Genomic DNA, 22,652 nt, shown 5'->3' with positions numbered 1-22,652 from the left:
CCGGAGCCCGGCAAGACCCGCATGGATTCCACCGCAGCGCCCAATGTCGGCCAGGCCGACGCCCTGACACGGATCACCGAGAGGATCGCCCGCGATCACCCGGCCGACATTGCAAGCTATACGCGCTCCCTGCCCGCGCGCTGGCTCGATGCCGGCAGCCAGTGGCTCGCGCGCGGCGACTGGACCCCGCATCCCGACAGCATCGTTCCCACGCTGGGCGGCCATGCCGGCATTCTGGCAACCATCGCCGCCATGACTGTACCGGGCGACCGCATCGCCTTCGAGGAATTCACCTATTCGCACATTGCCCGCAGCGCCACGGTCACCGGCCGCCGCCTGCTTTCGGTCGCCATCGACGAGGAGGGCATGGTGCCGGAGGATTTTGAACGGGTCTGCGCCCAGCAGCATCCCCGCATGGTGTTTCTGGTTCCCTCGCTCCACAATCCAACGCTCGCCACCATGCCGGAGACACGCCGGCGCGCCATTGTCGAGATCGCCAGAGTGCACAATGTCTGGCTGATCGAGGACAACATCTACGGCGCCCTCCTCGACAGAACCCCGCCCCTCTTCGCCACCCTGGCGCCCGAGCGCACCTTCCATGTGGGCAGCCTGTCCAAATCCGTCGCGGCCGGCGTGCGCGGCGGATGGGTCGCCACACCCCCGCCCTATGCCTCGCGTGTGCTCACCGCCCACAAGATGATCACGGGCGGCATACCCTTCCTGCTTGCCGAGCTCGCCGCCCAGCTTGTGCTGTCGGGGGAAGCCTTCGACATTCACGACCGTGTGCGTGCGGAGATCGGCGCGCGTCAGGCGATCGCCGCATCCCTCTTCGCCGGCAGGGATTTCACGTCGCATCCGAACGCGCCGTTCCTGTGGCTGAAACTGCCCGAACCCTGGCTGTCGAGCACGTTTAAGCAAGCGGCCATGGAAGAAGGCGTGCTGATCGACGATGAGGACGAGTTCAAGGTGGGCCGCGCCGGCGCCACGCTCCACCGCGCCCGCATCGCCTTCACTGTGCCCGAGAGCCACGACTGCGTGACGCGCGGACTGACGACGCTCAGGAGCCTTCTCGACAATCCGATCAGCGGATTTGACAATTACGGTTGATGAAAACCGGCATTGGGAAGTGGATTATCGGGCCGCAATACTGTAACGCAGCCTCGAGACACCCGTTGCAACCCCTTCGCAGGGACCATGCCGACCACATGACCATTCCCAATCACATCCCGATCACCGAAGACCTCATCGCCGCTCACGGCCTGAAGCCCGACGAGTATCAGCGCATCCTCGACCTGATCGGCCGCGAGCCGAGCTTCACCGAGCTTGGCATTTTCTCGGCCATGTGGAACGAACACTGTTCCTACAAGAGCTCGAAGAAATGGCTTCGCACACTCCCCACATCGGGGCCGCAGGTCATTCAGGGCCCGGGCGAGAACGCCGGCGTGGTCGACATCGGTGACGGGCAATGCGTGGTCTTCAAGATGGAGAGCCACAACCACCCCTCCTTCATCGAGCCCTATCAGGGCGCGGCCACCGGCGTCGGCGGCATTCTGCGTGACGTGTTCACCATGGGCGCACGCCCTGTCGCCGCCATGAACGCGCTGCGCTTCGGCGCGCCCGATCACCCCAAGACGAAGCATCTGGTTGCCGGCGTCGTTTCCGGCATCGGCGGCTACGGCAATTCGTTTGGCGTTCCCACCGTCGGTGGTGAGGTGAATTTCGACGCCCGCTACAATGGCAATATTCTGGTCAACGCCTTTGCCGCCGGCATCGCCGAAACCAATGCCATCTTCTATTCGAAGGCCGAGGGCGTCGGCCTGCCCGTCGTCTATCTGGGCGCCAAGACCGGCCGTGATGGCGTCGGCGGCGCGACCATGGCCTCCGCCGAGTTCGACGAAGGCATCGACGAGAAGCGTCCCACCGTGCAGGTCGGCGATCCGTTCACCGAAAAATGCCTGCTCGAAGCCTGTCTGGAGCTGATGGCCACCGGTGCCGTCATCGCCATTCAGGACATGGGCGCTGCCGGCCTCACCTGCTCTGCGGTCGAAATGGGCGCCAAGGGCGATCTCGGCATCGAGCTCGATCTCGACTGCGTGCCGGTGCGCGAAGAGCGCATGAGCGCCTATGAGATGATGCTGTCGGAAAGCCAGGAGCGCATGCTTATGGTGCTGCGCCCTGAAAAGCGCGACGAGGCCGAGGCCATCTTCCGCAAATGGGGGCTCGATTTCGCCATTGTCGGCAAAACCACCGACGATCTGCGCTTCCGCATCCTGCATCAGGGCGAGGAAGTGGCAAATCTTCCCATCAAGGAGCTCGGTGACGAGGCCCCCGAATATGACCGCCCGTGGGTCGAGTCGAAGCCCAGGGCGCCGCTCACGGGCCCCGTGCCCGAAGCTGATATTGCCGAGAGCCTTCTGAAGCTTCTTAATTCGCCCGATCTCTCCTCCCGCCGCTGGGTTTGGGAGCAGTATGACACGCTCATTCAGGGCAATTCGCTTCACCTTCCAGGAGGTGACGCCGGCGTGGTGCGCGTCGACGGACAGGAGAAAAAGGCCCTCGCCTTTTCCTCTGACGTCACGCCGCGCTATTGCGAGGCCGATCCCTATGAGGGCGGCAAGCAGGCGGTTGCCGAATGCTGGCGCAACATCACCGCGACGGGTGCCGAGCCGCTCGCCTCCACCGACAATCTCAATTTCGGCAATCCCGAAAAGCCCGAAATCATGGGGCAGCTCGTCCACGCCATCAAGGGCATCGGCGAAGCATGCGCAGCACTCGGCTTTCCCATCGTGTCCGGCAATGTCTCGCTCTACAACGAGACGCTTGGCGAGGCGATCCCGCCCACGCCCACCATTGCCGGCGTCGGCCTGATCCCGGACTGGCAGCAGGCATCCCGCGCCGCCTTTGCCGCTGCGGGTGAATCCATTGTCCTGATCGGCGCACCGGAAGGCTGGGGCACGCATCTCGGGCAGTCCGTCTATCTGCGCGACATTCATGGCCGCGCCGAGGGCCCGCCCCCGCCGGTCGATCTCGCCCATGAGAAGCGCGCCGGCGACATGGTGCGCGACCTGATCCGTTCAGGTGCATTGACCGCCACCCACGACTGCTCGGACGGCGGTCTTGCCGTCGCGCTTGCGGAAATGGCGATTGCCTCTGGCATCGGCGCCACCATCGACGCCCCCGAAGACGCCATCCCGGCCTTCTTCGGTGAGGATCAGGGGCGTTATGTCGTGACCACGGCAAATGCCGATGCCGTTCTTTCAAAAGCCGAAGCAGCCGGCATATCCGCCGTCGTGATCGGCGCAACCGGCGGTGATGTGCTCGCACTGGGCGGATCGACGCCTGTCGCGGTCACGGCCCTGAAAGAGGCACACGAAGCGTGGTTCCCGAACTTCATGGACTGACCCGGCATCTTCCCCGGCTCCCACAGAATGGAGCCGGGGCGCTTTGCGCCACCAATTGACCTTGCCCCCCGGAATCGCCATATCTCAGGGGAACGGACTGTTTTGGAGAATCGCCACCCCATGGCTATGAACGCTGCCGATATCGAACGCCTCATCAAGGAAGGTATCCCCGACGCCCAGGTCACGATCCGCGACCTGGCCGGTGACGGGGACCATTATGCGGCGGAGGTCGTGGCGGAAAGCTTCCGGGGCAAGTCCCGCGTTCAGCAGCACCAGATGGTCTACAATGCCCTGAAGGGCAATATGGGCGGAGCGCTCCATGCACTCGCCCTTCAGACCAGCGCTCCGGATTGAGCGGACCCAAAAGTTTTTATCGGGTGGCGTTGCACCTCAATGGATGGTGCAATACATAACGGTTAACGAGTGAAACGCCGGGCCTTTACCCCGGTCAGATGAGGATTTGCGATGACCGGCATCAACGAATTCATCGATAACGAAGTCAAAAGCAGCGACGTTGTTCTTTTCATGAAGGGCACGCCCGGTTTTCCGCAGTGTGGCTTCTCCGGGCAGGTGGTCCAGATTCTCGACTATCTCAATGTCGAATATAAAGGCGTCAACGTTCTGACCTCGGACGAACTGCGCCAGGGCATCAAGGATTACTCCAACTGGCCCACCATCCCGCAGCTTTACGTAAAGGGCGAGTTCGTGGGCGGATGCGACATCATCCGGGAAATGTTCCAGGCCGGCGAACTGCAGGCCTTCCTCAATGAAAAGGGCGTGGCTGCCAAAGGCGCCGCCTGATTTAACACCGGAATAGCGCCCGCCCGCCGGGCGCCTCCTTTTTTCAAGATGCGTTGGCACCCGCCAGCGCATTTTTTCGCGTCGCTGACATGTTCGAACATCTCTGCCGGCGTTCATTGCGGTTCAGGGCTGGATTTCCGCCGCCTGTAGCACTTCCAGGAGAAGTGAAATCGCTCTTGTGAGGCTGACGCCTTGCACCTGCCGTGCCGCCGTGGAACTGCGTCGGCACCGGCGTTTGTTGCGCATGCCGATGTTCGTTGGAGAGAGAGATATGGACAAGCCTGTTTTGGATGAAGCCTTACAACCGCAGAAAACGCTGGGTCGTGCGGAATTCATCGCGCTTGCGGCCGCGCTCATGTCGCTCAACGCGCTTGCCATCGACATCATGCTGCCGGCATTGCAGCAGATTGGCGCTGAACTCGGCGTGGATGACGAGAACGCGCGGCAATACATCGTCACCGCCTATCTGGCCGGCCTTGGGGGCGGGCAGCTCATCTTCGGCCCCATCTCCGACCGCTTCGGCCGCCGCGCACCGCTTTTCGTCGGTCTCGCACTCTATGTTTCCGCCGCACTGATCGCAGCCATATCTCCCAGTTTTGCCGTCATTCTGGCACTGCGCTTCCTGCAGGGATCGGCGCGGCGACGACGCGGGTTATTGCCGTTTCGGCGATCCGCGACGTCTTTGGCGGGCGCCAGATGGCCGAGGTTCTTTCCATGGTCATGATGGTCTTTATGGTCATACCGGTCATCGCCCCCAGCATCGGCCAGCTCATCATGATCTTCGGCGACTGGTCGGAAATCTTCATTGCCATGGCGGTGCTCGCCATCGTCTTCGGCACCTGGGCTGCGATCCGCCTGCCCGAAACCCTCGCACCTGAAAACCGGCGAGAGCTGACCTTTTCTTCGGTGACGCGGGGGTTCGGCTATGTGCTCACGAACCGTGTCGCGCTCTGCTATACGCTGGCAACCACCAGCATTTTCGGTTCGCTGTTCGGCTTCATCAGCTCCGCGCAGCAGATCTACACCGACACGTTCGATCTGGCGGACTGGTTTCCGATCCTCTTCGCAATCGGTGCCGGCCTGATGGCGATCTCCTCATTCACCAATTCGCGCCTGGTCGGCCGTATCGGCATGCGCCGTCTCTCCCACACGGCCCTTGTGGGCTTCACCGCAGTCAGCCTGCTCTGGCTGGTTCTGGCCTCTATCGCTACATGCCATTTGCCCTGTTTTTCGTGCTGTTCTCGGTCGCCATGTTCCAGTTCGGCTGGGTCGGCGCAAACTTCAACTCCATCGCCATGGAGCCGCTTGGCCATGTGGCGGGCACGGCGGCTGCGACACAGGGCTTTCTTACCACGCTGGGCGGCGGGTTGATCGGCGCCTTTGTCGGTCAGATGTTCGATGGTTCAACGGTCCCGCTGGCCGCCGGTTATTTCATCACCGGGTCAATCGCCATCGTTCTCGTCCTGATCGGCGAGCGCGGACGCATGTTCCACGCCGTCAATCCGCCCGTGTGAGGCCCGCGAAATCGAAAAGCCTGCGGTCGAGAAGATGAGACGGGCGCGCATTTGTCAGCGCCCGGATCATCGTGTCCTTGCGGCCGGGCATACGGGTTTCGATGTCCCTCAGCATCGCCTTCATGGCATTGCGCTGCAGGCCATCCTGACTGCCGCAGAGATCGCAGGGAATGATCGGGAACTTCATCGCCTCGGCGAACTTCGTCAGGTCCGACTCCGCGCAATAGCTGAGCGGGCGCAGCACCATCACGTCCCCCTCGTCGTTCAGAAGCTTGGGCGGCATCGCCGCAAGCCGCCCGCCGTGAAACAGGTTCATGAAGAAGGTTTCGAGAATGTCCTCGCGGTGATGCCCCAGCACCAGTGAAGAGCACCCCTCCTCCCGCGCGATGCGGTAGAGATGTCCGCGTCTTAAGCGTGAGCAGAGTGAGCAGTAAGTGCTCGATTCGGGCAGTTTCTCCGTCACCACTGAATAGGTATCCTGATACTCGATGCGGTGCGCAACGCCGATACTGTCGAGATAGTCAGGCAGAATGTGCTTTGGAAAATTCGGCTGCCCCTGATCCAGATTGCAGGCCAGAATTTCCACCGGCAGAAGCCCACGCCACTGAAGCTCCATAAGCACCGCCAGGAGCCCGTAAGAATCCTTGCCGCCGGAAAGCGCAACCAGCCAGCGCTCGCCGGGCTTCACCATGGCAAAGTCCTCGATTGCCTGCCGCGCCTGGCGCAGAAGGCGCTTGCGCAGTTTGTTGAACTCGACCGAGGAAGGCATCCCCTTCATAAAGGGGGGCGTGTCTTCTGCAGCGTCCGCTCCCGCTTCCGCGGCATCGATCGGTTCTTTCGGTTGCGCCAAGGTGCTATGCATGGGCACGCCTCTGTCGGTACATGTGATTTCGCGCCTTCCTATCAGAAGCCTTGCAGCAAGGCGACTTAGCGAATAGGCATTTTCAACTTTCAGCGGGCATAACACGGTTCGAAGGAGATTGCGCGCGTGGCCAAACGGCTCGACATTCTGGTTCCCTTTCTCAACGAAAGGGAAAGCGTTGCCGGGTTCAGTGCCCTGGCGGGCGACCTTGCCGCGCAGGTCAGGGAGCGGTTCGATCTCGACACGCGGTTCATCTTCATCGATGACGGCAGCACGGATGAAGGCGGCGCGCTTTATGGCGAGCACATGGCGGGCAACTGGTCGCTGATCACGCTTGCGCGCAATTTCGGCAAGGAAACGGCCATCCTCGCCGGTCTCGACCATTCCGAAGGCGACTATGTGCTCCTCATGGATGCAGACCTTCAGCACACGGTGGACGTCGCGCTCGACATGATCGGCCGCATCATCGCCGATCCCGATCTCGACATGGTCTATGCCGTGCGTTCAGACCGCGCCGAAAGCCGCACGCTCGGGCGCTATCTCGCCAACGGGTTCTACTGGCTGATCAATATGGGACAGCGTTACGAAATTCCGGCCAATGCCGGCGATTTCCGCGTCATGACCGGCCGCTTTGCCACGGCACTGCGCCAGTTGCGCGACCAGCGCCGCTTCAACAAGGGCCTTTATGCCTGGACCGGGTTCAAGCAGGAGCGCATCCTCTACAAGCCTGCCGAGCGGCAGGGTGGCGAAAGCAAATGGTCGCGGCGGCGGCTGATTGCCTTCTCGCTGGAAGGCTTCACCTCCTTCTCCGTCGTGCCGCTGCGCATGGTGTCGCTTTTCGGCACCGGGGTTGCGGTGCTTGGCTTTCTCTACGGAATCAAGATCCTTCTGGAAGTGCTCTTCACCGGCGTCGCCGTGCCCGGCTATCCGAGCCTGATCGTCGCGGTGCTCGTTCTGGGCGGTCTCAACCTGGCCCTCACGGGCCTTGTCGGCGAATATGTCTGGTCGGCGCTCAGCGAGGCGAAGAACAGACCCAATTACATCGTCAAATCCATCACGGGCTCCGATGCCGCGCCCCGTGCGAAGCCGGGCAAGACGCGCAAGGCGGCCCATGGCTGATCCCGGCGCGCGCTCGATCTGGCTGATTGCCGACGATTACGGCTTTTCTCCCGGCGTCAGCGAAACCATCCGAACGCTGCTTGAAACGGGCCGCCTGAGCGGCACGGGCTGCATGACGCTGTTCGACGACTGGCGGGATCATGCGCGCGCCCTGGCGGCGACGGATGGCCGGTTCGTGATCGGCATGCACCTCACCCTCACGGACTTCCCCGCCCTTTCCACCGGCCGGACCATGCCGGACCTGAAGCGGCTGCTCACCGACCACGACGTCGAGACAATCGGTATGGAAGCCAACGCACAGCTTGCCCGCTTCCGCGAATCCTTCGGTCGCGATCCCGACTTCATCGACGGGCACCAGCACGTTCATTTCCTGCCTCCCGTGCGGCAGTGGCTTGCAGGGCGTTTTGCCGATCTTCCGCCCGAAAAACGCCCATGGCTGCGCGGTGCGCCGACCCTGCGGGCAGCCCCTGCTCTCGTAAAGGCAAAGGTCATTGTCGCCCGCCTTCTGGCGCGCGGCTTCGATGCCGAGATGCGCCGGCATGGCTTTGTCGTCGAGGGACCGCTCTGCGGCTTTTATGACTGGCGCCGGCCCGGCGCCTTTGCCCGCGCGCTCGATCTCTTCATTGACAGGGCGCCCGATGGCAGCGTCGTCATGTGCCATCCCGGAACTGTGGACGATGTTCTGCGCCGGCGTGACGTTTTTACCGATGCCCGCAATGAAGAGCGCGACGCTCTTGCCTCGGAAGATTTTCCGCAGCGCCTTGAAAGCGCATCGCTTCGCCTGAAACGAGCCGCGTCATGACCGAAGAGGGAAACCGCGGGCTTTCGACCAAACTCAGCCGCTTTGCAATTGTCGGCATCCTGAACACGGTGATCGACTTCGCCACCTTCAGCGCTCTTGTCGCGCTGTCATTTCCGGCACTGGTCGCTAATTTCCTCGGCTGGGCCGTCGCCGTGATCTTTTCCTTCGCGGTCAATTCACGCTGGACATTCGAGCGCGGCGAACGTTTCCGCCTGCACAGGGCGTTTGCGAAATTCGCTGTCAGCGGCAGCATCATCTCGCTCGGATCCTCGACCCTCGCGGTCTATCTCCTGCCGCCGCTGACGGGCCTTTTCGCCGCCAAGCTCATCGGCATTCTCGTCGGCGCGATCCTCAATTTCTTCGCTGCCCGCTGGTCCATCGAAAACCGGGTAATTTGAAGCGGTTTTGGGCGAAACGAGAGGATTTCGTCTCGAATTCCGTGAAAACAGAGCTTTTTCGGGAAAAGCGAATTACGTGCCGAAACCGGCCGGCGGCACGAAGAAAACACGCACTGTCCAGCGTCGTTCTCCACCAAACCCGGGGACGGTCAGATCCTGCGTATCGGCCCCAACGCCCGACAGTTCCGCCGCCCTGGCAAGGCAACCTTTCTGGCCATCGAAACAGGCGATCGCCATGCCCTTCACGGCCACATCCTCGGGCGTAATCCACGGTGTCAGCGCGTAGGAATTCGCCTGCATCGAATAGGGGCGCGACGCGGCATAGAAGGTCGTGCCGCTGGCCAGAATCTTGTCTCCGGCAACATAGGCGAGCGGTGTGTCGTAGCGGGCATTCCAGGCATTCTCGATCTCACCGGCAAGTGCACGAACCGGGACGTCGTTATAATGCGAGGTGTTCTGCGCCTCCTGCGCATAGATGAGCGGCGACAACGCCAGAAGACAGGCACCGTAGAGCACGACGGCAGCGGGAATGGCAGGTTTCTGCGCTTCCAGGCGCCCCGGTTTCACAAGCAGGATGAGGAAAATCGGCGCCGAAAAATAAAGCGGCAGCGCCCAGACCGAACTGAACTGCACGGTGAACACAATGCCGAGAAGAAGCGTGAGCGCCAGCGCGCCGAACCCGGTCCATAAGAGCGCCCGCCCCGCCAGCGTCTCCCGCAGGGCGAAGAACGGTCCGGCATCGAACCAGGGGCCGCGCCCGTTGCGCAGGATCGCGATCAGGAGAACGAGGACAGCCGGCAGAAGATAGGCCAGCAGGGCAGCCAGAAACCGGGGCGTGGATGTCACTCCGATAAGCGCCGACCCGTCTCCCTGCTCGGAAACGTAGGTCAGCGGCAGAAAATCGTTTCTGAACAACCAGATCAGATGGGGTGTGATCAGTGCGATGAAGACAAGACTTGCCACCCAGACGCCGGGCTTCAGGAGCAGCGAGCGCGCCTCTCGGTCGAACAGGACATGAAGGCAGATGGCTCCCAGAAGCGCTGCTGAAAAATATTTGATCAGCATTGAAGCAGCGGCAAGGGCACCGAGAATCACTGCATCGGTGAGCCGGCGCTTTTCCAGAAAGCGCAGATAGAACCACACCGTCGCCGCCCAGAACGGCAGCATGGCCGAATTGGCGTTGTACTTGATGGCGAGAAATGTGACCGGCGGCAGAAAGAAGAAGAGTGCCGTCGCCAGGAAGGCCCGCCACGGATCGAGAAACCGCACCGCGATCCGCCAGCTCGCAAACATGAGCGCCGCGCCGTTGACCGCCGACAGGAGATAATAGGCCCAGTCGACGTTTGGGAACACTGCAAACCAGGCTGCCGTGATCCAGGCGAAGAGCGGCGGATGCTTGTAATAGCCCTGCTCCCAGGCGATGCCCCAGGAGTAGTTTTCAAGCATGTCGCCAAAACCGTCGAGATTAAGCTGGGTCAGGCTGGCATAGACCGTCCACAAGGCGACGAAGAAGGCCAGCAACAAGCCCATTCGCACACTGGACGCCCTGGCCAGTCCTGTCATGACAGTACCCCGCGAAACCCGTGAAAGACAAAAAAAGAAGGCGCCCGGCCAATGGCAGGACGCCCCCTTTCCGAATTACCTGCCGAAAGGTATCAGCGCGAGTAATACTCGACAACCAGGTTCGGCTCCATATGCACCGCATAAGGCACGTCGGAGATCGAAGGCATGCGCAGATAAGTGGCGACCATCTTGTTGTGGTCGACTTCCACATAATCCGGCACATCGCGCTCGGCGAGCTGCACAGCCTCCAGAACGATGGCGAGCTGCTTGGACTTTTCCTTGACCTCGATCACGTCACCGGCCTTGCAGCGGTAGGACGGGATGTTGACGCGGCGGCCGTTGACCAGAATGTGGCCGTGATTCACGAACTGACGCGCAGCGAAGATCGTGGGAACGAACTTGGCGCGGTAGACGATGGCGTCGAGGCGGGACTCCAGGAGACCGATCAGGTTCTCGTTGGTGTCACCCTTGCGGCGGTTGGCCTCGTCATAGGTCTTGCGGAACTGCTTTTCCGAAATGTCGCCGTAGTGGCCTTTCAGCTTCTGCTTGGCACGCAGCTGCAGACCGAAATCCGAGAGCTTGCCCTTGCGGCGCTGACCGTGCTGGCCGGGGCCATATTCACGACGGTTGACCGGGGACTTCGGACGGCCCCAGATGTTTTCGCCAAGACGGCGATCGAGTTTGTACTTTGCAGAATGGCGCTTGCTCATCGCATTCCCTTTCACATCAAAAACCCCGGAGCTAAAGACTCCGGACGAAGGAAACGCGCCCTCCTCTGGCTTCCGTTTTCGAAACCTGACAGGACATGCCGCGCACGCTGATGCGGCCTTGTCCACGGGACACGTTAAAAAGCGCGGCAGCCAGAAGCCATCGCGCTTGTGCGGGGTCAATATGGGAGAGCGGCGCACTTGTCAACCGAAACGCTCTATTCTGCTGTCTCCTCACAACTCGGGACGGAAAGCCGGTTTCCACGTGTCCTGAAGCTGCCTTAATCCAGATAGCGTTTGGGATGCAGGGGGCGGATATCCGTCAGCCCGACATCGTGATGCATGGCCTCGGGTATGTCCCTTGGGTCGATTCCGCGCACTTCGGAGTGCCTTCTGCGCGCGCCCAGCTTAGTGGCCCATTTCAGGAGAGAACGCCAGAGCGTCGCGGCCTCATTGGCATCATACAGGAAAACGTGTGCCATCGGACTTTCCCGACCTCTCATAGAAAAGCTGTGTTGATTTCCTGGCCGAATGTCGTTCTTCTGAAGCCGGAATTCCAATTGAAAGACGACCGGGTATCATAAGGAGATTTTATCCATGTCCGGTGCACTCCTTCCGCCACTGGCAGCGGTGCGCGCCTTCGAGGCCGCATCACGCCATGGCAGCTTTACAAAGGCCGGCGAGGAACTGGGCATGACCCAGGCTGCCGTCAGCTACCAGATCAAGATTCTGGAAGACCGGATCGGCACGCCCCTTTTCGTGCGCCGGCCGAGACAGGTGACCCTGACGGAGACAGGCCAGCGGTTTGCGCCGGCTGTCAGCGACGCCTTTGAACGGCTTTCTGCCGCCTATGCCGACGCGCGCGGATGATGGAAGGTACCTTCACCATCAGCACGGCACAGACCTTCGCCACCAACTGGCTTGTGGAGAACATCGACGCCTTTCAGGAGCTGCACCCGACGCTATCGGTGCGGCTGGAAACAACCCAGCGGCTTGCAGCCTTCAACACCGAGGATGTCGACGTTGCCATTCGTGGCGGGCACGGCCCCTGGCAGGGGCTGGAGCGCCACCTGCTTGTCGCAGCCGACTTTACCCCGATGCTGAGCCCGCGCCTTGCAGACACCATTGGCGGCATCTCAACGCCGGAGGACCTGCTCAAACTTCCCCTGCTCGACCTTGGCGACCCATGGTGGACCATCTGGTTCGGCGCGATCGACATCAAGATCGACAGTGACGACCGCCCCCCTATGGCCAAGCTCGGCGGACAGAGCATGCTGGCACGGGCAGCCATTGCGGGGCGCGGGGTGGCGATGCTCACTCCAGCGCTCTACCGAACGGAGCTGGAAGCCGGGCTGTTGCTAAAACCCTTCGAGCGCACGGAAGCGGACGGTCTCGGGTATTGGCTCGTCTACCCGGAGGGGCGACGCAACGCACCGAAGATCCGCGCATTCCGCGACTGGATTCTCAGGTCCCTCCAGGAAGAAGAGGCGGGCCGGAAGAGCCGTTGACGACAACAGGCGCAGAAGTATGTGTGTGTGTGTTCCGGCGCGCAGGTGCCGGGTCAGCGCACGATGAAACCGAAGCCGGTGACGAGGCGGCGGTAGCTTCAACCGGCGCACCGGAGGTGAAATGCGCGATATCCTGACCATTCCCGTCTGAGGACGGAGGCGGCAGATTTGCCGAAAGGGCGAGTGCGCGCCTTGCAATTGCCTCGGATGTGTCGATCCAGTCCACCGGCCAGGGGGCGGTCTTTCGCATGCGATTGACCAGAAACGGATAGTGCGTGCAGGCCAGCACCACGATGTCGGTGCGCTTTCCATCCTGCTCCACGAAGCAGGGGGCTATCTCCCGCTCGACGGCCGCCTCGTCCACATGCCCCTCGCGCATATACTGCTCGGCAAGGGCGGCGAGATTTTCACTACCGACCAGCCGCACATGACACTTTGCCGCGTAGTCGCGGATCAGGTCGCGCGTGTATTGCCGTTTGACCGTGCCGGGCGTGGCGAGAACGGAAACCAGCCCAGACCGCGTGCGCTCGGCCGCCGGCTTGATGGCCGGTACCGTGCCCACGAAAGTTTCGCCGGGAAACGCCTCGCGCAGCCGGTGAATGGCGAGGGTGGACGCCGTGTTGCAGGCGATGACGGACATGACCGGCCGATAGGTCTCGAGAAGCTCGGCGAAGAGGCCGACCATGCGCTCAAGCAGAGCACCCTCCTCCCAGGCGCCATAGGGAAAAGCCGCGTCGTCGGCCACATAGACATAGGGCCGGCGAGGCAGAAGAATGCGCGCTTCCTTGACCACCGACAGGCCGCCAATGCCCGAATCGAAGAAGAGAATGGGCCGGGTTTCCATCGCTACCCCCGGTCCGGTGCGCCGGAGCCACGCGGATTCTTCGGCGAAAATTTTTCGAGCGAAGTCAAAACCCCACGCAACACCGCAAGCTCCTCCACGGTGAAGCCCGGCCGCGTGAAGAGGGCGCGCAGATTTTCCATCATCTTCGGCTTCTTGTCCTCGGTGCGAAAATAGCCGCGCTCATCCAAAACCCTGTCGAGATAGCCCATCAGGCTTTCAATATGGAGCTTTTCGGCGGGCTCGAGCGTGCTGTCGGGTGGTCGGACGGCCTGATCGCCCGTCTTGATCCATTCATAGGACATGAGGAGCACAGCCTGCGCGATGTTGAGCGAGGCAAAGGCCGGATTGACCGGGAAAGTGACGATCTCATCGGCGAGCGCCACCTCCTCATTGGTGAGACCCCAGCGCTCACGCCCGAAGAGAATGCCGGTCTTCTGACCCGTGGCAAACCGGCTGCGCAGATCCGCAGCAGCCTCGACGGGACCGCGCACGGGCTTGAAATTGTCGCGCGGGCGCGCTGTCGTCGCCAGGACGAAATTGAGATCGGCGACCGCATCTGCCGGTGTCTCGAAGACCGTTGCCGCGTCAATCACGTGATCGGCCCGGCTCGCTGCCGCGCGCGCCTTCTCATTCGGCCAGCCGTCCCGCGGGCTGACGAGCCGAAGCTCGGCCAGGCCGAAATTTGCCATGGCGCGTGCCACCATGCCGATGTTCTCGCCCAGTTGCGGCTCCACCAGAATGATCGCCGGGCCTTCCGCGAGCATGTCCTGCTGTTTGTCTGTTCCTGCCATGATGGGCTGCTGTTACCCGCTTCACGCGCCGTGGTAAAGCACGCATTGCTCAGTTTGCGAACATGGCGCTGCGCACGAGTTCGGGAATGATCGCAACAGTCCTGAGGGCGTCCTTCAGCGTTTTCTGCTGGCCTGAAGCGAGCCGATCGACAGCGATATGGTTGGAGAGTGGAATTCCGGCGGCGATGTCCTCCACCTGCTGCTCAAGCACCCGCCCAATGAGAAAACGGTGAGCATCGCGCAGCGCAAGCAGGTCGCTGCGCGGCATCGCAGGCAGTTCGGCCAGCGCCTCCAGCCGGGCGCGGGTCGATGCACGCGGCAGATGGTGGCGAATAGCCAGTGCCCTTGCGAGTGCCGCAATGGGAAAAAGGCCGTGCAGTTTCAGATCCAGCCGTCCGTTTTCCTGCCGGAAGCCGCCAAAAAGTGTGAATGGACTGCCGACATTGCGCACGCTTTCGCCCAGCAGCTTGGCGAATTCGACGCGCTCTGCACCCTTTTCCCAGGCATGGGCAGCCAGAGCGGTGACCAGCGCTTCCTCACCATAGACCGCCCGGAGATCGTAGAAGATATCGACGTTGAGAAGGTCCTGCGGGCGCGCTTTGGCGACCCAGGCGTCAATGCGCGCGCGCCAGATTTCCACCGAGCCGCGCCAGGCGGGATTGCGGGCCATCACGCCGCCACTGCAAAGGGGTATTGCCGCCGTGTGCAGATAATCGGTGAACTTTTCGGCAAAGACCGCAAACCATTTGTCTTCAGGCCCGCCGGGAGCCCCTTCTGCGAAAATCACCGCATTGTCCTGATCGGCAGCCAGCAGGCTTTCGCCACGGCCTCCCGAGCCCAGCACCATGACGGCGAAGGAGACCGGCGGCGCACCAAGCCCATCCGCCTCCATCTCCTGCAGCGCCATGCGACAGGCGTTCGCCGTGATGGAACACAGGATGCCGGAAATGATCTCGGCAATGATGCGCGCATCGATTTCCTCGTCGAGAAGCGCAGAAGCGATGACTGCGACGCGTGACCAGGCGCCGGCGAGATCGGCCGGCGTCGTGGCATTCTCGATGCGCGCCTGAAGATCGACGGCAGCGCCTGCCCGGAATTTTAGAAAATCGCGGGCCGAAATCACGCCGGACAGATGCCCCTCGCTGTCGGACACCGCCAGATGGCGAACCTTTTCCCGGCTCATCAGGCCGAGCGCCTGATAGAAGAAGGCATCGCCCTGCACTGCGATCACCGGCTTTGAGGCAATCGCCGAAACACGACCGGCAAGCGCCTCTCCTCCTCCGGACGCGACCGCCCGCAGCACATCCCGCTCGGTGACGATCGAATATTCGGCGATGGAGCCGCCGGACCTCCCGTCTGCAGAGAGAAGCAGGGAGCTGATCCGGTGTTTTGCCATGAGGCGGGCGGCCTCCAGCACTGCCAGGTCTTCATGCGCGACAACGGGCTCGCCCGTGGCCGCTTCACGAACCCGGTGGCGGAAGGCGTAGGGATCGATGGCTTCAAGCGCATGGCTGGGTGCGCCGGTGCGGCGCAGGAAAGGTTCGCTCCAGCCGGCTTCCGCCTGCTGGCGCAGGGCCTGCGACCGCAGGCTCGAGGCGCGCTCAGCCTCGGCGACCGTGCGGATGCCGCGTTCTGCGAGATGAGGCGCAAGCGCGATAAATATCTCGCCGGCAATACGCGCATCCGCCGTCGCCGTGTGACGGCCTGACGTATCCACCTCCAGCCACGCGGCAATCGCTTCCAGCGAAGCGTCGGGCAGGTGAGGGTTGACGAGACCGGCAATCATGCGCACGCAGAGCGTTCGCGGGGCCTGCCAGAGGAGCCCTGCCCTGTGTGCCTCTCTCTCCAGAACAGCCAGGTCGAAGCCAAGCGCATAGCCGATGAGCAGACGGCCTTTGCGATACGCTTCGAAACGCGGCCAGGCATCGGCAAATCCCGGTGCCGTGCGCAGCATCTGGCCGGTGATGCCGTGAATGGCAGTGGAACGCGGCGGGACGGGGACGCCAGGATCGACCAGTGTTTCGAACGCATCGCCCGGCTGCAGACACCCATTTGCCAGCGCCACGCCGCCAAGCTGCAGGATACGCGCTTCCCGGACATCGAGCCCGGTGGTCTCGGTGTCGAATGCCACCGCGTTGGCGGCGATCAGAGGCGTGGCGTCCGTGACGGGTCTCACGACGGGGTCCCTTCATTGAACTGATGAAACTGTGCATCAAAAGCAGCGCGGTTTCACGAAGGAATAGCGCGATCGGGACCAAAGTCTGAGGCGGGCGCTACTGAAGCGCCCGCCCCGTGCGAAAGCGCAGTGCGCCGTCGACAGGTGCCCCTGGTCTGGGCAGGCCGGCTTCGTCCCAGTCATTCCAGCCCGGAAAAGGCAACGGCGCCTCCTGCAGCAAGGTTTCAAGCCGGGCTTCCCAGGCGGTGCGACTGGCATTGAGCCGGAGCGTCTTCTCCTGATCGTCGTCGTACCGGTAGCCATGGCCTGCCACACCGAAGGTGAGAAAAGGCGGCAGGACGGAGAAACCCATATAGTTGAGCGAGTAGTGGATCGGCCACAGAAGCAGCTCGATGTCGCCGCTGCGTCCACCCGGCGCGAAAGATGTCTCGGGCGCACCGGTGGTGACGGAAAGCACGGCGCGCTTGCCGCGAAAAACACCGCGATCATAGCGTTTCGACCCGCTGTAAAGCAGGCCGTTTACGAAGACCCTGTCAAACCAGCCCTTGAGGATCGCCGGCTGGGCGTGCCACCAGAGCGGAAACTGGAAGATGACCAGGTCCGCGCGCTCGATACGCGCGATCTCGCGGCGGACGTCGACGGGAAGTGTGCCCTTCTGGCCGGCATGGCGCTGCTCGGCAAGTGCCGCGAAATGATCCGGATCCTGGCGATCTGCAAAGTGCGCGGCGCCTTCGACCGGGTCGAAGGCCTCGCCATAGAGATCCGAAACCTCGACGGTATAACCAAGCGCTTCCAGACGTGTGGCGGCAGCATCTTTCAGCGTGCCGTTGAAGGAGGCGGGTTCGGGATGGGCGAATACGATCAGCGCGTGCATCGGTCGGCTCCTGCATTGTGTTTGATCTGGACACGATCTAGGCTGTTTGTTTCTGCAATTCGATTGGCAAAAATTGAAAGACACGCTTGCAAAAATGAAAGGCGAACTTGAATGGAACGATCTGCGGCTTGTGCTGGCCGTGGGACGGGCGGGCTCACTTACGGGCGCGGCCAAGGCGCTTGGCCTCAGCCATCCAACCGTGTTCCGCAGGCTTGGCGAACTGGAACGGCGCAGCGGCGTGACGATGTTCGAACGTTCACGCCACGGCTACGCACCGACCGTCGCGGGTGAAGAAGCGATCGCGGCTGCCGGGCGCATGGAGGCGGAAGTGCACGCGCTCGAGAGGGAGGTTATCGGACGCGATCTTCGCCCGTCCGGCGCGGTGAGCGTGACCACCACGGACACGCTTTACGAATTCTGCCTCGCCCCGATCATGGCTGATTTTTGCGGACAGTATCCGGATATCGAGCTGGACGTCGTGCTTTCGAATAGCGTTTTGAACCTGACCGAACGCGAGGCCGATATCGCCATCAGACCTGCCAACCAGCCGCCCGGCCATCTGGTGGGACGCAGGATCGGGCTTGTCCACCAGTCGATCTATGTGCGGCGTGGCCTGCTCGACGCCCCCTGGCGGGAAGCACGGCTGGGCTGGGTGGGCCCCGGCCGCCACATGGGCTACGCGGCGCTTGAAAGCTGGATGGAGGCTGAACGGCTTTCGGAGCGCAGCCGGATGCGTGTGAACACCACACCCGGCATGTTGAGCGCGGTGAAGAACGGCGCCGGGCTTGCCGTCCTTCCGGACTACGCGGCAGCAGACGATGCCGATCTGGAATGCGTGGAAGCGGTCCCGGCACTGGATGTGGATCTGTGGCTTCTCACGCACCCCACATTGCGCCGCGCCGCGCGCATCCGCGCGCTGATGGACTTTGTTGCCAGCGCCACACGGGATCGCTTCTGAAGCGCTTATGGCGCAGCGCTGAAGACAAGTGCCGCGTTGACACCGCCAAAGCCGAAGGCGTTGGACAGCACATGGCGCAGCTTCCTGCGACGCGGCGCACCGGCCACAAGGTCGAACCGGGCGGCGGCTTCATCCGGGTTCTCCAGATTGAGCGTCGCCGGCACAACGCCGTCGCGGAGGGACAGCACGGAGAAGATCGCCTCAATGGCCCCGGCAGCTCCCAGGAGATGACCTGTCGCCGACTTGGTGGAGGCGATGGCAAGTTCTCTGCCACGGTGGGAAAAAAGGCTGTCTATGGCCGCAATCTCCGCGGAATCGCCCACAGGGGTCGATGTGCTATGAGCGTTGATGTGGTCGATGTCGTCAGGCGTCAAACCGGCCATGGAAAGCGCGTGGCGCATGGAAACGGCAGCGCTGCGCTTCGGGGTGACCGGCCGTGAGGTGATAGGCGTCCGCCGTGGTACCGTAGCCGGCCAGAACTGCAAGCGGTAAGGCCCCGCGGGCGCGGGCGTGGCTGAGACGCTCGATGACCAGCATGGCACTGCCCTCGGCCAGAACGAAACCAGCGCGATCCCGGTCGAAGGGGCGCGATGCCTTTTCCGGTGTTTCGTTGTAGCTCGTGCAAAGCGCGCGGGCGGCTGAAAACCCACCGACGGAAATGGGGTCGATGGAGCCCTCGGCCCCGCCACACACAACGACATCGGCCTCGCCCGTCATGATAAGACGCAGGCCATCACCGATAGCCTGTCCAGCCGCCGCACAGGCCGTAACCGGCGCACCGATGGGACCGGTGAAGCCATAACGGATCGACACCCAGCCAGCGGCGAGATTGGCGAGAAAGGCGGGAACCGTGAAGGGTGATAGGCGGCGCGGCCCCCTGGTGAGAATGGTCTCCACTGCCTCGACCATCAGCGGCGAACCGCCCACGCCGCTGCCTATGACGGTGGCCGTGCGGGCGCGCTCTGCCTCGCTCTGGGGCGTCCAGCGGGCCTGATTCAGCGCTTCATCCGCGGCGGCAAGGCCATACTGGATAAAGCGGTCCATCTTCTTGATGTCCTTTGCGTCGATATGATCGCGCGGGTCGAAGCCATGCGGGTCACGATCCCTCGGCGGCACAAGGCCGGCGATAGTGCAGGCATAGGCGCTGACATCGAAGCGGTCGTTGCGGACAACACCGCTTTTGCCTTCGAGCAGACGCTGCCAGTTTGTCTCCACACCGACGCCAAGCGGGCTCACGGCCCCCATGCCCGTCACCACCACGGGGTCGTTCTGCGTCATAAGTTATCTCCTTTGATGCATCTACACTAGTGTATCTACACTATATTGTTCAAACAATGTCTGCCGTTCTCCGCGGCTCGCATGTTCAGACGTTCACGCAGGTTCAGACAGCTTTGCCAGCGGTAAGCTGCTTCAGCGCGGCCAACACCCGGTCGCTATCGTCTTCACCGAGGAGAGCGCGAATCTCTGCCTGAGCGCTGCGCCAGCGTGGGACAAGTTCTTCGACCAGCGCCGCCCCCTCCCCGCTCAGCAGGAAGCGACGGCCATTGCCCTTAAGTGCGGGCTCGGTCCGCACCAGTCCCCTGCGCACCAGGAGCTCCAGATTGCGCAACAGCGTGGTGCGGTCCATTGCCACCCGCTCGGCCATGCGGCTGACCGGCTCGTTGCGCCCGGCCCGCAACACCATCAGAACCGAGAACTGGATGACCGAGACACCGCAGGGCTTGAGACGCTCATCGTAACGCCGGGTCATGGCGCGGGCGGCCATAACGGTGTTCAAAAGCAGGCAATCGGCCATGTTGTATCTGGAGGGATCGCGTCTCATGCCGGCACCGTACAGTGTAACTACACGGCGTCAAGTGCAAAACACGCCTCCCCGCTTTGCGCTTTCAACAAGGAATGCTATAGGGCAGCCGACCTTTGCGTGGCCTCTCCTTGCCGCGCCGTTTCACACCACAATTGCGGAGCTTTTTCATGGGTAAGATCAAGGTGGACAATCCGGTCGTCGAGCTCGACGGCGATGAGATGACGCGGATCATCTGGCAGTTCATCAAGGAAAAGCTGATCCACCCCTATCTCGACATCGATCTGAAATATTACGATCTCGGCATCGAGGCCCGTGACGAGACCGACGACCAGATCACCGTCGATGCGGCCAACGCAATCAAGGAATACGGCGTCGGCGTGAAATGCGCGACCATCACGCCGGACGAAGCGCGCGTCGAGGAATTCGGCCTGAAGCGCATGTACCGTTCGCCGAACGGCACGATCCGCAACATTCTGGGCGGCGTGATCTTCCGCGAGCCGATCATCATGAAGAACGTTCCGCGCCTGGTTCCCGGCTGGACGCAGCCGATCATCGTCGGCCGTCATGCCTTCGGCGACCAGTATCGCGCCACCGATTTCAAATTCCCCGGCAAGGGCAAGCTGACGATCAAATTCGTCGGTGAGGATGGCGAGACCATCGAGCACGAAGTGTTCGATGCCCCCTCCTCCGGCGTTGCGATGGCCATGTACAATCTGGACGATTCCATCCGCGACTTCGCCCGCGCCTCAATGAACTATGCGCTGATGCGGAAGGTGCCGTGCTACCTCTCCACCAAGAACACGATCATGAAAGCCTATGACGGGCGCTTCAAGGACATCTTCCAGGAGATCTACGAGACCGAGTTCGAGGACAAGTTCAAGGAAGCCAAGATCACCTATGAGCACCGCCTGATCGACGACATGGTCGCCTCGGCGCTCAAATGGTCGGGTGGCTATGTCTGGGCCTGTAAGAACTACGACGGCGACGTGCAGTCCGACACCGTGGCGCAGGGCTTTGGTTCGCTCGGCCTGATGACCTCGGTTCTGATGACGCCGGACGGCAAGACCGTGGAAGCGGAAGCCGCGCACGGCACGGTGACGCGCCACTACCGCCAGCACCAGAAGGGCGAGGAGACCTCGACCAACTCCATCGCCTCGATCTTCGCCTGGACGCGTGGCCTTGCCCACCGCGCCAAGCTGGACGACAACAAGGAGCTGGCGAAGTTTGCCGCCACGCTGGAAAAGGTCTGCATCGACACGGTGGAATCCGGCCACATGACCAAGGATCTCGCCCTGCTCATCGGCCCCGATCAGCCCTGGCTCTCGACCACCGGCTTTTTGGACAAGATCGACGAGAACCTGCAGAAGGCCATGGCCTGAGCCCCGCTTCAATGCGAGCAATCGAGGCCGCGGAGCAATCCGCGGCCTTTTTTCTGCCCGCAATCGCCGTCCATGAGTTGCGGTCCACACCGATTCTCAACGGCCTTCCCGGAGCATTCGATGCGCAAGCGGATCCTTCTTCCTCTTCTCGCCCTGTCCGGCCTTTATCTCTGGAACGCCTCATGGCTCGCCGACGCTCCGGAAACGCCGGAGCGCTTGCTCATCTCCCATCGCGGCGTGCACCAGACATATCATCGCCAGAACCTGACAGCCGAAACCTGCACGGCAGAGCGCATTTACCCGCCGCAGCACGCATTCATCGAGAACACACTGCCCTCCATGAAAGCGGCGTTCGAAGCGGGTGCGGATGTTGTGGAGCTGGATGTTCATCCCACCACGGACGGGCTTTTCGCAGTGATGCATGACTGGACGCTCGACTGCCGCACCGACGGGAGCGGTGTCACCCGAACGCACGACATGGCCACGCTCAAAAAGCTCGATGTCGGCTATGGCTATACGGCCGATGGGGGAAAGTCGTTCCCGTTACGCGGCAGGGGCGTCGGCATGATGCCCTCCCTGCGAGGCGTGTTTGAGCGGTTTCCCGAAGGGCGCTTTCTGGTGAATTTCAAGAGCCGCGACGCAAAGGAAGGGCAGCAGCTTGCCGGAATGCTTGCAGCCAATCCACAATGGCGGGACCGCGTCCTCGCGGTCTATGGTGGCGATGAACCCGTCTTGGAAGCAAAGAGGCAAATTGCCGATCTTCCGGGCTTCGGCAAAAAAGGCGCCATGAAGTGCCTTGGTCTCTATGCCGCGCTTGGCTGGAGTGGTTACGTACCGGCAGAGTGCCGCGACACGCTGGTTCCAGTGCCAGCCAATTTCGCCCCCTGGCTCTGGGGCTGGCCGAACCGGTTTCAGGCCCGTATGCGCGAGGCCGGAAGCCGGATCATCCTGCTTGGTCCGGCAAGCCTCGACGACCCCGGATCAACCGGGATCGACAGTCTCGATCAGCTTGACCTGATCCCGCCGGACTTCTCCGGCTATGTGTGGACAAACCGGATCGAGACGATCGGACCGGCTCTCAGAGTCAGCCTTCCATCGCAGCCTTGACGGCGGCGATGGCCTCGGCGGCCTTCGAGCCATCGGGCCCGCCG

The 22,652-nt window shown here is 62.3% G+C and carries 18 protein-coding genes and 4 pseudogenes; 12 read left to right on the top strand and 10 right to left on the bottom strand.

What is annotated here, in order from left to right:
- The 5 genes and pseudogenes from JCM21793_RS17335 to JCM21793_RS26730 all read left to right on the top strand — a co-directional run.
- On the top strand, positions 1-1,107 hold a 1,107-nt coding region (locus tag JCM21793_RS17335; RefSeq protein ID WP_025031170.1), incomplete at its 5' end, for an aminotransferase-like domain-containing protein.
- Positions 1,108-1,205: 98 nt separating this feature from the next.
- A complete protein-coding gene (gene purL / locus JCM21793_RS17330) occupies positions 1,206-3,401 on the top strand; it encodes a phosphoribosylformylglycinamidine synthase subunit PurL (RefSeq protein WP_025031169.1) in 2,196 nt (731 codons plus the stop codon).
- A gap of 120 nt (positions 3,402-3,521) precedes the next feature.
- Positions 3,522-3,755 (top strand): BolA family protein, encoded by a 234-nt coding sequence (locus JCM21793_RS17325; RefSeq protein ID WP_025031168.1) that lies wholly within the window; start codon positions 3,522-3,524, stop codon positions 3,753-3,755.
- Between the two features lie 111 nt (positions 3,756-3,866).
- Complete coding sequence (gene grxD / locus JCM21793_RS17320; protein ID WP_007009784.1) at positions 3,867-4,202, top strand: Grx4 family monothiol glutaredoxin; 336 nt, start codon at positions 3,867-3,869, stop codon at positions 4,200-4,202.
- A 271-nt stretch (positions 4,203-4,473) separates the two neighbouring features.
- Positions 4,474-5,716, top strand: a pseudogene (locus JCM21793_RS26730) (multidrug effflux MFS transporter).
- Here JCM21793_RS26730 and ttcA read toward each other — a convergent pair.
- The gene (ttcA, locus tag JCM21793_RS17310; protein WP_155983471.1) at positions 5,700-6,494 is read right to left on the bottom strand and encodes a tRNA 2-thiocytidine(32) synthetase TtcA; all 795 of its coding nucleotides are present in this window, start codon (positions 6,492-6,494) and stop codon (positions 5,700-5,702) included. The pseudogene JCM21793_RS26730 and the gene ttcA sit on opposite strands and share 17 nt — an antisense overlap.
- A 210-nt stretch (positions 6,495-6,704) precedes the next feature.
- On the opposite strand from ttcA, the gene JCM21793_RS17305 reads away from it, so the two are divergent.
- Genes JCM21793_RS17305 through JCM21793_RS17295 form a run of 3 tightly spaced genes read left to right on the top strand, consistent with a single transcriptional unit; the run spans position 6,705 to position 8,897 of the window.
- A complete protein-coding gene (locus JCM21793_RS17305; protein ID WP_025031166.1) occupies positions 6,705-7,697 on the top strand; it encodes a glycosyltransferase family 2 protein in 993 nt (330 codons plus the stop codon).
- Positions 7,690-8,499 (top strand): ChbG/HpnK family deacetylase, encoded by an 810-nt coding sequence (locus JCM21793_RS17300; RefSeq protein WP_025031165.1) that lies wholly within the window; start codon positions 7,690-7,692, stop codon positions 8,497-8,499. Before JCM21793_RS17305 ends, JCM21793_RS17300 begins: the two co-directional genes overlap by 8 nt.
- Positions 8,496-8,897: a GtrA family protein gene (locus JCM21793_RS17295; RefSeq protein ID WP_025031164.1), complete on the top strand. Its 402-nt coding sequence runs from the start codon at positions 8,496-8,498 to the stop codon at positions 8,895-8,897. The genes JCM21793_RS17300 and JCM21793_RS17295 overlap by 4 nt, the downstream gene beginning before the upstream one ends.
- 72 nt (positions 8,898-8,969) lie before the next feature.
- On the opposite strand, the gene JCM21793_RS17290 is transcribed toward JCM21793_RS17295, so the two are convergent.
- The 3 genes from JCM21793_RS17290 to JCM21793_RS17280 all read right to left on the bottom strand — a co-directional run bounded on the left by JCM21793_RS17290 (position 8,970) and on the right by JCM21793_RS17280 (position 11,649).
- Entirely contained in the window at positions 8,970-10,460 is a 1,491-nt protein-coding gene (locus JCM21793_RS17290; RefSeq protein ID WP_244439821.1) for a glycosyltransferase family 39 protein, read from the bottom strand.
- A gap of 92 nt (positions 10,461-10,552) precedes the next feature.
- Entirely contained in the window at positions 10,553-11,170 is a 618-nt protein-coding gene (gene rpsD, locus JCM21793_RS17285) for a 30S ribosomal protein S4 (protein ID WP_007009791.1), read from the bottom strand.
- Positions 11,171-11,448: 278 nt separating this feature from the next.
- A complete protein-coding gene (locus JCM21793_RS17280) occupies positions 11,449-11,649 on the bottom strand; it encodes a hypothetical protein (protein WP_025031162.1) in 201 nt (66 codons plus the stop codon).
- A gap of 115 nt (positions 11,650-11,764) precedes the next feature.
- Here JCM21793_RS17280 and JCM21793_RS26725 point away from each other — a divergent pair.
- Positions 11,765-12,675: pseudogene (locus tag JCM21793_RS26725) on the top strand (LysR substrate-binding domain-containing protein).
- A gap of 53 nt (positions 12,676-12,728) precedes the next feature.
- Here JCM21793_RS26725 and murI read toward each other — a convergent pair.
- From murI to JCM21793_RS17255, 4 genes and pseudogenes are all read right to left on the bottom strand, one after another.
- A pseudogene (murI, locus tag JCM21793_RS26720) lies at positions 12,729-13,519 on the bottom strand (glutamate racemase).
- A 2-nt stretch (positions 13,520-13,521) separates the two neighbouring features.
- Positions 13,522-14,310, bottom strand: a complete 789-nt coding sequence (locus JCM21793_RS17265; protein ID WP_025031161.1) for an RNA methyltransferase — start codon at positions 14,308-14,310, stop codon at positions 13,522-13,524.
- A 49-nt stretch (positions 14,311-14,359) separates the two neighbouring features.
- On the bottom strand, positions 14,360-16,486 hold the full coding sequence (locus JCM21793_RS17260; RefSeq protein WP_025031160.1) for a DUF294 nucleotidyltransferase-like domain-containing protein: 2,127 nt from the start codon (positions 16,484-16,486) through the stop codon (positions 14,360-14,362).
- Positions 16,487-16,583: 97 nt separating this feature from the next.
- Entirely contained in the window at positions 16,584-17,360 is a 777-nt protein-coding gene (locus JCM21793_RS17255) for an NAD(P)H-dependent oxidoreductase (protein ID WP_025031159.1), read from the bottom strand.
- Between the two features lie 94 nt (positions 17,361-17,454).
- Between JCM21793_RS17255 and JCM21793_RS17250 the strand changes: the two genes are divergently transcribed.
- Entirely contained in the window at positions 17,455-18,318 is an 864-nt protein-coding gene (locus tag JCM21793_RS17250; RefSeq protein WP_025031158.1) for a LysR family transcriptional regulator, read from the top strand.
- Between the two features lie 5 nt (positions 18,319-18,323).
- Here the strand turns inward: JCM21793_RS17250 and fabF are convergent.
- Both fabF and JCM21793_RS17240 read right to left on the bottom strand, forming a co-directional pair.
- Positions 18,324-19,596: pseudogene (fabF, locus tag JCM21793_RS26715) on the bottom strand (beta-ketoacyl-ACP synthase II).
- A 103-nt stretch (positions 19,597-19,699) separates the two neighbouring features.
- Positions 19,700-20,140, bottom strand: a complete 441-nt coding sequence (locus JCM21793_RS17240; RefSeq protein WP_244439817.1) for a MarR family winged helix-turn-helix transcriptional regulator — start codon at positions 20,138-20,140, stop codon at positions 19,700-19,702.
- A gap of 149 nt (positions 20,141-20,289) precedes the next feature.
- On the opposite strand from JCM21793_RS17240, the gene JCM21793_RS17235 reads away from it, so the two are divergent.
- Entirely contained in the window at positions 20,290-21,501 is a 1,212-nt protein-coding gene (locus tag JCM21793_RS17235; protein WP_025031156.1) for an NADP-dependent isocitrate dehydrogenase, read from the top strand.
- Positions 21,502-21,621: 120 nt separating this feature from the next.
- Positions 21,622-22,608 carry a glycerophosphodiester phosphodiesterase family protein gene (locus tag JCM21793_RS17230; protein WP_025031155.1) on the top strand — a complete coding sequence of 329 codons (987 nt, stop codon included), beginning with the start codon at positions 21,622-21,624 and terminating at the stop codon, positions 22,606-22,608.
- The last annotated feature ends 44 nt before the right edge of the window (positions 22,609-22,652 follow it).

This window comes from Nitratireductor aquibiodomus NL21 = JCM 21793 (genome assembly GCF_000615975.1).
Lineage (GTDB): Bacteria > Pseudomonadota > Alphaproteobacteria > Rhizobiales > Rhizobiaceae > Nitratireductor > Nitratireductor aquibiodomus.
Note: the sequence above shows the minus strand (reverse complement) of the source record. Positions and strands in the feature narration are given on the sequence as shown.